The sequence below is a fragment of the Halomonas sp. SS10-MC5 genome (assembly GCF_015992245.1).
Taxonomy (GTDB): Bacteria; Pseudomonadota; Gammaproteobacteria; order Pseudomonadales; family Halomonadaceae; genus Halomonas; species Halomonas sulfidoxydans.
Genome location: NZ_CP065435.1, coordinates 478,624 through 492,259 on the forward strand (window position 1 = coordinate 478,624; position 13,636 = coordinate 492,259).

9 protein-coding genes and 1 tRNA gene are annotated in these 13,636 nt (G+C 66.6%); 6 read left to right on the forward strand and 4 right to left on the reverse strand.

What is annotated here, in order from left to right; all coding sequences use genetic code 11:
• The first annotated feature begins 78 nt into the window (after window positions 1–78).
• Window positions 79–2,055: an acyltransferase family protein gene (locus I4484_RS02225; protein WP_197449421.1), complete on the forward strand. Its 1,977-nt coding sequence runs from the start codon at window positions 79–81 to the stop codon at window positions 2,053–2,055.
• Window positions 2,056–2,340: 285 nt separating this feature from the next.
• Here I4484_RS02225 and I4484_RS02230 read toward each other — a convergent pair.
• A tRNA-Met gene (locus I4484_RS02230) sits at window positions 2,341–2,417 on the reverse strand.
• A gap of 197 nt (window positions 2,418–2,614) precedes the next feature.
• Here I4484_RS02230 and phbB point away from each other — a divergent pair.
• Entirely contained in the window at window positions 2,615–3,361 is a 747-nt protein-coding gene (gene phbB / locus I4484_RS02235; RefSeq protein WP_197449422.1) for an acetoacetyl-CoA reductase, read from the forward strand.
• 62 nt (window positions 3,362–3,423) lie between these two features.
• On the opposite strand, the gene I4484_RS02240 is transcribed toward phbB, so the two are convergent.
• A complete protein-coding gene (locus I4484_RS02240) occupies window positions 3,424–6,207 on the reverse strand; it encodes a DUF349 domain-containing protein (RefSeq protein WP_197449423.1) in 2,784 nt (927 codons plus the stop codon).
• 255 nt (window positions 6,208–6,462) lie between these two features.
• Here I4484_RS02240 and minC point away from each other — a divergent pair, with 255 nt between their 5' ends.
• The 4 genes from minC (at window position 6,463) to sbcB (ending at window position 9,903) form a co-directional block, all read left to right on the forward strand.
• Window positions 6,463–7,200 (forward strand): septum site-determining protein MinC, encoded by a 738-nt coding sequence (gene minC, locus I4484_RS02245; protein ID WP_197449424.1) that lies wholly within the window; start codon window positions 6,463–6,465, stop codon window positions 7,198–7,200.
• Window positions 7,201–7,254: 54 nt separating this feature from the next.
• Complete coding sequence (minD, locus tag I4484_RS02250; protein WP_197449425.1) at window positions 7,255–8,073, forward strand: septum site-determining protein MinD; 819 nt, start codon at window positions 7,255–7,257, stop codon at window positions 8,071–8,073.
• Window positions 8,070–8,321, forward strand: a complete 252-nt coding sequence (gene minE, locus I4484_RS02255) for a cell division topological specificity factor MinE (protein WP_010630224.1) — start codon at window positions 8,070–8,072, stop codon at window positions 8,319–8,321. Before minD ends, minE begins: the two co-directional genes overlap by 4 nt.
• A gap of 91 nt (window positions 8,322–8,412) precedes the next feature.
• A complete protein-coding gene (gene sbcB, locus I4484_RS02260; protein WP_197449426.1) occupies window positions 8,413–9,903 on the forward strand; it encodes an exodeoxyribonuclease I in 1,491 nt (496 codons plus the stop codon).
• An 80-nt stretch (window positions 9,904–9,983) separates the two neighbouring features.
• Here the strand turns inward: sbcB and I4484_RS02265 are convergent, their stop codons facing one another.
• Window positions 9,984–12,866 carry an insulinase family protein gene (locus I4484_RS02265; RefSeq protein WP_197449427.1) on the reverse strand — a complete coding sequence of 961 codons (2,883 nt, stop codon included), beginning with the start codon at window positions 12,864–12,866 and terminating at the stop codon, window positions 9,984–9,986.
• Entirely contained in the window at window positions 12,863–13,546 is a 684-nt protein-coding gene (locus I4484_RS02270) for an SOS response-associated peptidase (RefSeq protein WP_197449428.1), read from the reverse strand. The genes I4484_RS02265 and I4484_RS02270 overlap by 4 nt, the downstream gene beginning before the upstream one ends.
• Between the last annotated feature and the right edge of the window lie 90 nt (window positions 13,547–13,636).

The window sequence follows — 13,636 nt, forward strand, 5'->3', positions numbered from 1 at the left end:
TACGGCTCGCCATTGGCGATGCGTGGGCAGGCGATACGACTCCCGCTGCACGGGGAGTGCCCAAGGATGGAGGAAGCGATGCAGAAGCCGCAGTACAGGCCGGACATCGATGGCCTGAGGGCGATAGCCGTCATCCTGGTGGTCGCTTATCATGCCGGAATTCCAGGATTTGACTTCGGGTTCATCGGCGTAGACGTCTTCTTCGTCATCTCCGGCTACCTGATCACGAGTTTGCTGATAAGGGAGCTGGAGCGCACCGGCGATATAAGCCTGCTCGCGTTTTACGGTCGCCGTGTCCGGCGGCTGATGCCGGCCATGGTCGTCGTGATCCTGTCCTCCCTTGTCCTTGGCTACCTCCTCCTCACCCCTGTGGGACAGCAGCAGAATCTGTCTGAATCGGCTATTGCCTCCATCGCGTTCTTCGCCAACTATTATTTCATCGCGACGACAGGCGGCTATTTCGATGGCCCCACCGACCAGGTGCCGTTGCTGCACATGTGGTCCCTGTCGGTGGAAGAGCAATTCTATGCCATCTGGCCGGTCCTCCTTATCGCGAGCCTGTCGCTCGCCAGGCACCATGGAAAACGGCCATGGGTCGTCTTTTCGACGCTTGCCGCGTTAGGAATCGGTGCCTCTTTTTGCTACGGGTGGTGGCTTTCCAGCGCCAATCCGAATGCAGCTTATTTCTCCGTTCTCTCCCGCGGCTGGCAGTTGTTGGCGGGCTCGCTGCTGGCGTGTGTGCTGGGGCGTGGGCTGCTTTCGCAGGTCTCGAACGCTGCTCGGTCTGCCCTGGCTGCGCTTGGAGCGGCGCTGCTGCTGGCAGCGGCGTTCGTCATCGAGGGCTCCCACGCGTATCCCGGCTGGGTGGGAATGCTGCCCGTTCTCTCGGCGGTGGCATTGATCGTGGCCGGGTTCGGCCGAGCTTCTAACCCCCTGTCCCGGTTGCTCGCCACACGGCCCTTCGTCTTCGTGGGAAAGATATCGTACCCCTGGTATCTCTGGCACTGGCCCTTGCTGGCCATGTCCCGCGCCTATCACCTGGGCGAGGGTGATCTGGAGCGTGACGTGATGCTGGCATCTCTCTCGTTCGTTCTCGCATTCCTGACCTATCGCCTGGTGGAAATCCCTGCCTCGGGTTTCTTCGCGAGGCGATCCGTATCCCACAAGCAGCTCGTCAAGCTGGGCGGGTTGTCGTCTCTCCTGCTCGCCCTCGCCGCGTTCGGGTTGATGAGCCATGCCAACCAGCAGAAGAGCACGGGCTTCTATCGACAACTGGACCGGGCGGCGGAAGATGTGCCCGAGCTGCGAGGAGAGTGCCATTTGAGCACCCCCTTCCAGGGGCTGCCGGATGCATCCAGCTGTGTGAATCGGTCCGATATGGGCGCGCCGGATCTGCTGCTATGGGGGGACTCCCACGCGGATCACTATTCCCCGATGCTGGAGGAGCTAACCGAAGTCCTGCAGTTCGCCTTCCTGCAGAGATCCTTCAGTACCTGTCCGCCATTGATAGGCTATTCCCACGGTTATTCTCAGGGCCATCCCCGGGAGAACGATCGGAACTGCGAGCTGTTCAAGGAGGCCCTGACCGATGAACTCGCCGAGTTGGCGCAGAGGGGGCTGTCGGGGGTCGTGTTGAGTGCCAGTTGGCTGGGGCGAGCGAGCAGCGAGAGCCACCTGTCGCTGGCGGAAAAGGGACTCAGGAATACCGTCGATCTTCTGCTTGCGCATGGGCTGAGGGTGGTTGTCGTGGCGCCCACGCCTGTGTTCAGCGTACCCATGACGGACTGCCTGGCCAGGCGAACCGTGGCGTCATGCAGCACCTATCAACGGCGGCTGGAAAAACGCAGGGAGGCCATACTTTCCATCATGCACGATATCGCCGAGGAGGAGCCGGGCGTCAGAGTCGTCGACTTCCACGCGCAGCTGTGTCCGGGCGGGAAATGTCACTCTTTGCTTGGCGACACCGTGGTGTATCGGGACGAGCACCATCTCACGACTCGCGCCGCCAGGAAGCTTTCCCCCTACGCGCGCAACGATATCGAATGGCTCCTGTAAAACCGACGGTTGTCGGTTCAGTACCGAGCGGGCACAAAAAACCGAGGCTGTGTGGCCTCGGTTTTCCAATTTGGTAGCGGGGGCCGCTGATCTTGAAACGAAGAGCGAACCGACGGTCGTCGGTTCAGTACCGAGTGGGCACAAAAAACCGAGGCTGTGTGGCCTCGGTTTTCCAATTTGGTAGCGGGGGCCGCTGATCTTGAAACGAAGAGCGAACCGACGGTTGTCGGTTCAGTACCGAGTGGGCACAAAAAACCGAGGCTATGTGGCCTCGGTTTTCCAATTTGGTAGCGGGGGCCGGATTTGAACCGACGACCTTCGGGTTATGAGCCCGACGAGCTACCAGACTGCTCCACCCCGCATCAATGTGCTGAGCATTCTACGCTTTTTCTGCGCTGTGTCAAGGTGGGCGGCAATCCTCGTGCAAGCGTGGCGCATGTGTCCATAATCAGGAGGGGAAGCTTGAAGGCGAGCCCTTCTGCCAGCATCCTGTTACGGCTGGCCTGCTGTGTCAGGTCAAGCAATGCAATGACAAGTGTCATGATCAGGGAGGTGGACTATGACTCAAACAGCACCCGTAGCGTGGGTCACCGGGGGAACCGGTGGCATTGGTTCGGCGATTTGTCGCGCGCTGGCGTCGGCCGGCTACCACGTGGTGGCGGGCTACCACAATCCGGAAAAGGCCAAGGCCTGGCTCGAGGCACAGAAGGCCGACGGATTCGACAATATCTCCCTGTCGGGTATCGACCTGACCGATTACCAGGCGTGCGAAGAGGGCGTAAAGGAGATCGAGGCGGCCCATGGGCCGATCAGCGTACTGGTCAACTGTGCCGGCATCACTCGGGACGGTACCATGAAGAAGATGACGCCGGAACAGTGGCATGAAGTCATCGACACCAACCTCAACACAGTGTTCAACACCTGCCGTAGCGTCATCGAGGGCATGCTCGAGCACAAGCATGGGCGGATCATCAATATCTCCTCGATCAACGGCCGCAAGGGTCAGTTCGGTCAGGTCAACTACTCGGCGGCGAAGGCGGGCATGCATGGCCTGACCATGGCACTGGCCCAGGAGACGGCAACCAAGGGCATCACCGTCAACACCGTGTCGCCTGGCTACATCGCCACCGACATGATCATGAAGATTCCCGAAAACGTGCGTGAAGCCATCCGTGAAACCATCCCGGTGAAGCGCTATGGCACACCGGAGGAGATCGCTCGGCTGGTCGTGTTCCTGGCCGACAAGGAGTCCGGCTTCATCACCGGGGCCAACATCGATATCAACGGTGGTCAGTTCATGGGCTGACAGGCAGTGAGGCTTGACGGGAGGCCTCGTGGCCTCCCGTTTTTGGTTGGTACCGCAAGACGTCAGGGCGGCGGCAGGCGCGTCAGGCGCGTCAGCAGCGAATCGAACTCGCCGACTTCCCGTTCCCATTGCTCGGGGGAGACCGGCCCCGTGGCCAGCAAGTTGCGCAGCACGATGCGAACCTCTTCGGCGCGGCTCAGCTCGCGGCCAAGCCCCTCGTTGAGTCGCTCGACCTGGATGGCGAGCCGCAGCGGCTCGTCATGCTGACTGATGCGCCCCAAGGCGAGCAGCGAAAGATGAACGCGTAGCCGGGCCAGCCCTTCAGCGACCTCTTGTGGAGACAGCGGGTCACGCCGCGAGGCATTGCGCTGCTCGTGGGCACGGCGCATCTCATCGGACAGGCCGAGTTCCGGGTCGAGGGGGACGTCCTCGCAGGCGCCTCCCGCGAGGCACGCGGCATCGGCCGCCAGATGGGCGTCGAGCAGGGGGCGGCAGGCCTGCCACTGCTGGATCTCTTCCACCACGGCCAGGCGCGCCAGGCGCTCGCGACGGGTGCGCACGATACCGCTCCAGCGGCGTCGCATGCCCTCCGTGCGCCGCCCCGAAGGCAGCGGCTCCAAGGCGGCGACCTGCGCAATGGCCTGCTCCAGCACCTGGCCGTCGGCGTGACGGGCCGGCTGCCAGGCGTCGAGCCGGTCGATGAGGGCCTGCATCTCGTCGAGACGTTGGCGCGTACGCTGGGCGCGGTCGTCGCGCTGGGCCTCGCGCATGGCGAAGATCTGGTCGCATGCCGCGCGGAACTCGCGCCACAGCGTCTGTTCCTCACCGCGCGGGGCACGCCCCAGCTCCCGCCAGCGCTGTTGCAGGCGCTTGGCGTGTTCCGCCCGCTCGTCGGGGGAGGAAGGACGCTCGATCAGCGCCTGTGCCTCTTCGATGAGCCGGCGTTTGGCGTCGGCCACCTCCTTGGCGCGCTGGTCGATCAGGCCCTGCAGGGCGAAGCGGATGCGGCCGAAGCGTCGCCCGATGGCCTGGGCCTGCTCGCGAGGCACGGGGGAGTGGCGACGCCACTCCTCGCGGGCCTGATCGCGGATGCGCCGCAGCGCGTCCGGATCGGCGTCGGCGGCGGGCGTATCCAGCAGGGCTTCGAGCTGCTCGCACAGGGCGCTGCGCGCCTCGAGGTTGCGCTGTCGTTCGCTGGCCTGGCGCTCACGCCAGGGTGCCAGGCGTTCGTGAATCCGGTCGGAGGCGTGGCGAAAGCGCTCGGAAAGCTCGCGGCTGGCGGCGGCATCGCCGAGACCCTTCCAGTCGCGCACCAGCTGGCGGTGCCGTCGGTCGAGCTCGGCATCCGCGATGGCACGGTCATCGGCGAGCTGATCGATGGCCTGGCACAGCTGTTCGCGTTTGGGGCCGGCGACGAAGCCGCGCCAGTCGCGTAGCTCCGCCAGCCGGGCGCCAAGCCGCTTGAGCGTCGCCTGGTGTGGGCGCAGGCTCGCGGCGGGCAGCGTATCGGCGCGATGCCTGAGACTCTGGTGGAGACGGCTGGCGCCCTTGAAGGCGCCGCGGTCGAGCAGCGTTTCCAACCGGGCGAGATCCTGGGAGAAGCGCTCGAGGCGTGCCTCGAGGGCCTCTTCCGCCGGCTCCTCCCGGCCGGCCAGCCACTGCTGGGCGCGGGCGAGCAGCGGCGTCGGCGGTAGCGTGCCGGGCCAATGGCATGCGGCGACGCTGGCCTGCAGGCGCTCGGTGTCCTTGTCCTTGAGAGCCTGCTCAATATCGGCGACGTGCGCTTGGAGGCGCTCCCAGGCGTCGAGCACCGCGTCGTAATCCTTGAGCACGGTGTCGTAGCGTCGACGCAGCGTCTCGTCGGTCACGTGCAGGTCGGAAAGCGCTTGCCAGCGGTTGGCCAGCAGCACCTTCTGCGCACGCAGGCTGGCGATGTCCTGGCCCGTCAGGCGATCGCCCCTGGGCAGGCCGGCGAGGCTTTCCTCCAGCGCCTCGAGCAGCGACTCCCGGGCCTCGGCCGCCTGCTCCCGGCGTCGATCCGTCTCGGCGATGGCGTGCTCGCGTGCCTCGTGATCGGAAATGACCTTGCGACAGCGCAGGCAGGCCTCCTGGAAGCGGCGCTCCTGTTCGGTACCGGGCAGGTCGTCGAGCGCTTCCCACTCGCGCACGAGGTGCCGGTACCGACCCGCATAGAGGGGCTCCCAGGGCGCCCTGGCGTGGGTCTCCAGCTTGGCCAGCAGCGCTTCCCGCTGAGCCCGAGCGTGAGCCAGGGAGGCGGCATCCGTGCGCAGCCGGTTCAAGCGCTCGCGCGCTTGGCGCATGACCTGGCGATCGCGGCGCGCCTGCTGGGCCAGGCGCTGCAGGCCGGCTTCGCTGGTGACGCGCGTTGCAGCGGCGTGACGCACGGCGGCGATACCGTTGTCGCAGGCCTGCTCGATGAGATCCTCTTCTTCCGTCAGGCGTGCCACGGCGGCCAGACGCAGCTGCTGGTTGTCGCCCTCCAGTGCCACGCGCGACAGCAGGGCCCTGTCGTCGAGGCCCTCGACGATGCGCAGCCGCCGGGTCAGGTCGATACCGCCGCCCTGGCTGCTGAGCAGCACGATCAGGCGTTGGCGGATCTCGGTCAGTTCCGGCTGGCGGGTCAGAAGTTCCAGAAGGGTTTCGGGCGAATCGATTCTTGCCAGCGCCGCCTGGCGCACGGAGTCCTCCGCATCGAGACACAGCGTTTCCAGTGCCTGGCGCTGCTCAGGGCGCGCAGGGTCGAGCCGGCTGGCGGCCTGACATCGCACCTTGGCATCGGGGTGCTGCCAGCGCGGGGCGAAAAGGCGGCGAAGGAATCCGGGCATGGGGCATCCTGAACGTGAAGGGCGCAGCGACGGCTGCGCAAGCCGTATTGTTGCTGTCGGGGCGGCGTCTTTCGTCTAATGTATGTTATCTAAGCACGCGCCGCGGCTACAGAAAAGCTTGTCGGAACAGGAGCGTGTGGACAAACGACGACAATGGCCGCCGAGCCTTGGCTGGCCGTATCATCAGTTGCAGGGGGGATGGGAGTCGCTTAGCTTTAGTCCCACGACCCGACAACACCCGAGTGGAGTCCGGCAATGAGTCTCAAAGTGGACAGGGCAGACATGGCATTCACCTTCAAGGGGGGCATGCTGCCCATGACGGTCATGGAGTTGGCGAGCGCGGATCCGGAGCAGATCCGCGAACAGCTCTCGGGCAAGCTCAGCCAATCCCCTGCCTTCTTTCAGCATACCCCCGTGGTCCTGAGCGTCGAGAAGCTCGACGAGCCCCACCTGGCCCTGGAGCGGATCTGTGCCGTATGCCGCACTCACAAGCTGCTCCCGGTGGCGGTGCGAGGTGGCGCCGACCCCGTGAAGCAGTCGGCCTGGGCGCTGGGGCTGGGCTGGTTTCCGCCCTCCGACGGGGCGCGGGCCCGCTCGCTCGAAGAGGTTCCGCCCGTTGAGATGCCAGCGGCCAGCACACCTGAGGCGGCAGCCTCGGTGGCCAGCGGCGGCCGCATCTATCGCGGTACGGTGCGTTCGGGACAGCAGGTGAGCGCCCCCGATGGCGACCTGGTGGTCATCGGCGCCGTCAACGCCGGGGCGGAGGTGCTGGCCGCCGGCAGCATTCACGTCTACGGCGCCCTGCGCGGCCGGGCACTGGCCGGCATCCATGGCGATACCGACGCCGGCATCTTCTGCCGTGAACTGCATGCCGAACTGCTTTCGGTGGCGGGCAACTACAAGCGTCTCGAGGACATCGATCCCCACCTGCTGGGCTCCTCGGTCCAGGTCGCCCTGCGCGATGCCCAATTGGGGATCACCTCGCTGGCCTAGGCCGCTTGCGCTCTCTCTTCGTCTTTCTTCGTCTAATCCAAAGGAACGTGTAACTTGGCCAAGATCATCGTAGTGACCTCAGGCAAGGGTGGGGTCGGCAAGACTACCAGTGCAGCGGCCATCGCCACCGGGCTGGCGCTGCGAGGCAACAAGACCGTCGTCATCGACTTCGACGTGGGGCTGCGCAACCTGGACCTGATCATGGGCTGCGAGCGCCGCGTGGTGTATGACCTGGTCAACGTGATCCAGGGGGAGGCCGGCCTCAACCAGGCGCTGATTCGCGACAAGCGGGTCGACAACCTGCACATCCTGCCGGCCTCACAGACCCGCGACAAGGACGCCCTCACCGCCGAGGGCGTCGAGAAGGTGCTCGATACCCTGGGCAAGGATTTCGACTACATCCTCTGCGATTCCCCCGCCGGCATCGAGCGCGGTGCCCAGCTGGCCATGTACTACGCCGACGAGGCGATCGTGGTCACCAATCCCGAGGTATCGTCGGTGCGAGACTCCGACCGAATCCTCGGGCTGCTCGCTTCCAAGACGCGCCGCGCCGAGCGCGGCGAAGACCCGGTCAAGGAGCACCTGTTGATCACCCGCTACAATGCGACCCGGGTCGATCATGGCGACATGCTCAATCTCGAGGACATTCGCGAGATCCTGGCCATCGACCTGATCGGCCTGATTCCCGAGTCCGAGGCGGTGCTGCGTGCCTCCAACCAGGGGGTGCCCGTGACCCATGACGACAACAGCGATGCGGGCCAGGCCTACATGGATACCGTCTCGCGCCTGCTCGGAGAGGAAGTGCCGCTGCGCTTCCATGAACTCCAGAAGAAGAGCCTGCTGAGCCGCATGTTCGGAGGAGGTCGCCGGTGAAGTTGCTGGAATTCCTGAAGCGCGAACGCAAGAAGACCGCCTCGGTGGCCAAGGAGCGGCTGCAGATCATCGTGGCGCACCAGCGTAGCCAGCGTGGCCAGCCCGACTACATGCCGATGCTGGAGAAGGAGCTGCTGGAGGTAATTCGGCGCTACGTCCAGGTGGACGACGACGCTATCAACATCAGCCTGGACAGCGAGGACAACTGCTCGGTGCTGGAGCTCAACGTCACCCTGCCGCGCAGCTAGGGGAAGCCGGACGGAGCGCCGCGCGGCTGAGTCGCCCGCGGGGCTATGTTAGGCTGTGCCATTCAGGACGCCGTCAGGAGACACCGCGCCCATGGCGAAGCCCAATGCCGCCCCGATGACCTTCCTCTGGCACGACTACGAGACCTTCGGCGCCGATCCCCGTCGCGACCGGCCCTCGCAGTTCGCCGCGATTCGCACCGACAGCGACTTCAACGAGATCGGCGAGCCGGTCGAACTCTTCTGCAAGCCGGCGGACGACTACCTGCCGCATCCCCAGGCGTGCCTGATCACCGGCATCACGCCGCAGCAGGCGCGCCGCCGCGGGCTGCCCGAGGCCGAGTTCGCCGGGCGTATCCATGCGCTGATGAGCGAGCCGGGCACCTGCGCGCTGGGCTACAACAGCCTGCGCTTCGACGACGAGGTGAGCCGCTGCCTGTTCTACCGCAACCTGCTCGATCCCTACTCCCGCGAGTGGCAGAACGGCAATTCGCGCTGGGACCTGATCGATGCGGTACGCACCTTCCATGCCCTGCGCCCGGCGGGCATCGAGTGGCCGCGCCGCGAGGACGGCTCGCCCAGCTTTCGCCTCGAGGACCTGACCGCGGCCAACGGCATCGCCCATGAGGGCGCACACGATGCCGTGGCCGACGTGCGTGCCACCATCGCGCTGGCCCGGCTGCTCAGGCAGCGCAATGCGCGCCTGTTCGATCACCTGCTGGCGCTGCGCAACAAGCGCGAGGTGGCCAGGCGCCTCGACATCCCGGGCCGCAAGCCGGTGCTCCACGTATCGCGCCGCTACCCGGCCAGCCGGGGCTGCAGCGCGCTGGTGTTGCCGCTGGCCGAGCATCCCACCAACCCCAATGGGGTGATCGTCTACGATCTCTCGGTGGACCCCCAGGGAATGATCGAGCTGGATGCCGAGCAGATCCGCCAGCGGGTCTTCGTCAGCAGCGACGACCTCGCCGAGGGCGAGGCGCGGATTCCGCTCAAGGTCATCCACATCAACCGCAGCCCGGTGATCCTGCCCGCCGCGGCGCTCAAGGACGTGGAGGGGCCGCGCCAGGGCGAGTACGGTGAAATCGTCGAGCGCCTGGGGTTCGATCTGTCCGCCTGCCGGGCCAACTGGAAGCGTCTCGCGGCGAGCCCCGAGGCGGCCGCCAAGGCGGCCGAGGTCTTCGCCCAGCCACCTCCCGACGGCCCCCACGACCCGGACCTGATGCTCTACAGCGGCGGCTTCTTCTCGCCGGCCGATCGCCAGCAGATGGAGCGTGTCCGCGCGACGCCGCCGTGGGATCTGGTGGATGCCCGGTTTGCCTTCCAGGACCTCCGCCTGGAGGAGATGCTGTTCCGCTACCGGGCGCGCAACTACCCCGACACCCTCAGCGGCGAGGAGCAGGCACGCTGGGAGGCCTACCGCTGGGAGCGCATGAACGACGGCGCCGTGGCCGGGTTCACGCTCAAGGACTTCGCCCGCGAGATCGAGCGGCTCAACCAGGTCGCCCTGAGCGATCGCGACCGCCTGATTCTCGAGGAGCTGGTCATGCATGTGGAGGCGATGATGCCGGCCCAGGCTTTCGGCTGAGCAGCGATTGACGCTGCGTTTCCCCGAGTCGATATGAAGCGCCCGGCCAGTGCCGGGCGCTTCGCCGAAGGCGGCTGCCGTCAGTCGGCGGCTTCGGGCATTGGCTCGAGGTGACGGGTCAGCGCCGCCACGTCGCTGGGTTCGTCACCCGGGTCGTAGGCGATGGTGGCGATGGCCGTGTCGAGCAGTGTCGGCCAGGTCTCGCGCAGGTCCTCGGCGGTGACCGCGAGCACACGCTGGGCCAGGCGCTCGCGGCGGTCGAACTCCGTATCGCCGAACGACAGCGCGCGCCACAGGCGGTTGGTCCGCTCCGACAGGCTGGTGTCGCGCTGCAGCAGACCATCGTGCACGGCTTGACGGTAGGGGGCGAGGTCGTCGTCGTCCATCTCCGCCAGGCGACGGCCGAAACTCTCCAGGAAGGCGTCGATGTGCGCCTGGATCTCGTCGCTGGTGGCATCGGGAGACTGCACCAGCAGGCTCAGCCCCGGGGCGTCGAGCAGCGGTGAATAGCCGGCACTGACGACGTAGCCGAGCTGCTCCTCGGTGCGCAGGCGCTGGTAGAAGGGGGTGTCGATCACCTGGCCGAGCACCGAGAGGCGCGCCTGGGCGTCGAGCGAGCGGTTGCTGCCCTGCAGGTAGCGCAGCACCAGCGACTCCTCGCGGGTGGTCACCGGGCGCAGGATAGGCAGTTCGTCATCGATGCGCAGCGGCGTCAGGTCGGGGATCGCCTCGCGAGGCAGCGACGGAGCGAGCATCTCGGCCACCAGCTGGCCTTCGCGGCGAGCCAACTCGGCATCGAGATTGCCGATGGCCAGTGCCTGCAGGCGCAGCTCGCCGAGGAAGCGCTTGCGGAAGTCGCGCAGGTCATCCACCGTCAGCTCGCGGCTGGCGTCCAGCAGGCTCTGGGTCGGCCAGTGGGGCCGCATCAGGGCCTCGGCCAGAGTGCGATGGCCCTGGCGGAACAGCGCCGCCTGTGGCGCGTTGCGCCATTCGCGCTGCAGCCGGTAGCGCACGCGCTCGAAGCTCGCCTCGTCGATGTCACCCTCGAGCAGCTGTTCGAGGGTGCGGCGCATGACCCGATCCTGGCGGTCTCGCCAGCCCGAGAAGGCCAGCGTGATGCCCCGCGCGTGGGCATAGGCCTCGGCATCGTGGCCGGCCAGGCGCGCGGCATAGAACTCCTCGTTGAGGCTGTCCTCCAGCCAGCCGGCCAGCAGGTTGGCCAGCACGGCATGGCGCGGGTCGCTGCTGGCCGCGGGGTTCTGCAGGCTGAAGCGCCACTCCACCTTGGGCGTGTCGAAGCTGGCGTCGGCCATGTGCCAGAGTTCGAAGCCGGGCGCTTCCAGCAGCTGCGAGGGGCGTTCGTCCTGCTCGTCGAGCAGTGTCACGTCCTCGGCGATGAAGGGGTTGGGGGCCGGCAGGGCAAGGCCCGCCAGCGGCCGGGTCGTGGCGGCCCCCGGCTCGATTTCGCGCCAGGGGGTGTCGAACCAGGGCGAAGTGCGTTCGCCTTCGACGTCGGGGCCGCTATAGACGCGCAGCAGCCGCTCGGGGCGCAGCGCCTCGAGATAGGGCTCGATCAGCTCGGGCTCGAAGCCGTCCATGCGGTACGCGGCGTACTGCACGTCCTCCATCGGGAAGCGGGCCAGGTTCATGGCCAGGCGCATGGCGCTCTGTAGCGTCGAGCCGTGCTGCTGGAAGCGAAACTCCTGTTCGGCAAGCCGAGCCTGCTCGGCGTAGCGCCACGCCTCCAGACCATTCTCGCGGATCGCCTCGATGGCGGCGAACAGCGTGGCCTCGATCTCGTCGATGCGCTCGGCGCCGGCCGGCGTCAGGCTGATGCTGACGGTGAACAGCGCATGTCGCTCATCGCCGCGGCCCACGCCGGCCGAAAGCCCATCGGCCAGACCGGCCTCGCGCAATACCGCGAACAGGCTGCCTTCGCCCTCGTGGCCCAGCAGGTGCGCAAGAAGGTCGGCGGGCTTGTGGCGATAATGCTGGATGGGGTCGGGCACCGGGAACATGAAGCTCACCTGACGGCTATCGCGCACCGATTGCAGCTCCACGTAACGCGGCAGGCTTCCCTCCCGTACCAGCGGCTCCTCGATGACCGGGCGTTCCAGGCCGCGGTCGGCGATGTCGGCGAAGCGCTCGGCCACCATCGCTTCCAGCTCGTCCAGCGGCTGTGGCGCCACCAGTGCCAGGTGCATGACGTTGGCGTCGTAGTAGCGCTCGTAGAACTCGATCACCCGCTCACGCAGGGAGGGTTCGCCCTCGGGCCGGTCAGCCAGCGTCTCGCGGCTGCCCACCGAGAAGCCGGTGGTGGGGTTGGCGGCATTGAGTACCTGGTTGAGCACGTCGTTCTCGCGCCGGCCGTCGTCACGTATCCGCGCCATGTACTCGGAGTGGACGATGTTGCGCTCGCTCTCCAGGCGGCTGGGGTTGAACAACGGCGTGAGAAAGAACTCGCTGAAACGGTCCAGGGCGCCGGGCAGCGCCTCGGGTTCGATGTCGAAGAAGTAGTTGGTGTCCTGTGGCGCGGTGAAGGCGTTGTGGCTGCCACCGTGGCGCTGCAGGTAGCCCTGGTAGGCATCAGCCTCGGGAAAGGGCTCGGTGCCGAGGAACAGCATGTGTTCGAGGAAATGGGCCAGTCCGGCAAGGTCGTCGGGATCCTGGGCGCTGCCGACGCCGACGTTCAACGAGGCGGCCGCCCGGTCGGCCTCGGGATCGCTGACGAGCAGGGCGGTGAGGCCGTTGTCGAGCCGTAGCACGCGATAGTCGCGGCTGTCGTGAGGGCTGACGTGAGGAAGCACGACTTCCTCGACCGCCTCCTCGGCAGCGATATCGCCTGGCTGCTTTGCCTGGGCCAGGCCGGACAGCAAAAGGCCGGCCAGCAGCAGGTAGGCCAGCCAGGGCAGCGAGTGTCGGCGGCCAGGGCGAGGCAGGGGCGGGCGGGGCGTGGGCATCATTTCTCCTCTTCGTTCCAGCGCAGCATGGGACCCGTGGGATGGGCGCAGGCGGGATCCTGGTTGGCAGGGTCGTTCACCCTTCTTGATACCGGAAAGGCGCCCAACAGTTCCCGCGGAGCAGTTTGCAACAGGGCGCGTGCCGCGTCTGGCGGGGTCTCCGGATCGAGCCAGCGCATGGCGTCGGCGGTGTCGATCAGCGCCGGCAGCCTGTCGCCGAGCGGCGCCAGGAAGGCGTTGGTCGGCACGGTGATCAGCGCCATCGAGTCGGCATGTTCGGTCAGGTCGGTATGGTAGCGGCACCAGATGGCGGCCAGCAGCATCGGGCCGCGATCGACCCGGGTGACCAGGAACGGCTGCTTGAAGCGCGGCTGCGTCTTCCACACATAGATGCCTGCCACCGGGACCAGGCTGCGACGAGCACCGAAGGCGTCGCGAAACATGGGGCGGGCCTCGAGCGACTCGGCCCGGGCACAGTGGGGGGCGTGATCGAGCACGCTCAGCCAGGAGGGCGTCAGTCCCCAGAAGACCCGGGTCAGCCGGGCGCGACCGGCGGCCAGGCGGATGTGGGAGACAGGGCGCCTCGGCGCCAGGTTGGTGGCGGTCACCAAGGGAGACTCCTCGCACAGATCGGGCAGCAGTCGGGCCACGTCGAGTGGCGGAATGTAGAGGCGGCCGGCCATGGAGTCTCCGGATGACGTGGTGGCGTCAGGTTAGCCAAGTCGAAGAAAACGGAAAAGGGGTGATGCGCATGGTCGAAAACAGTGTTCGAT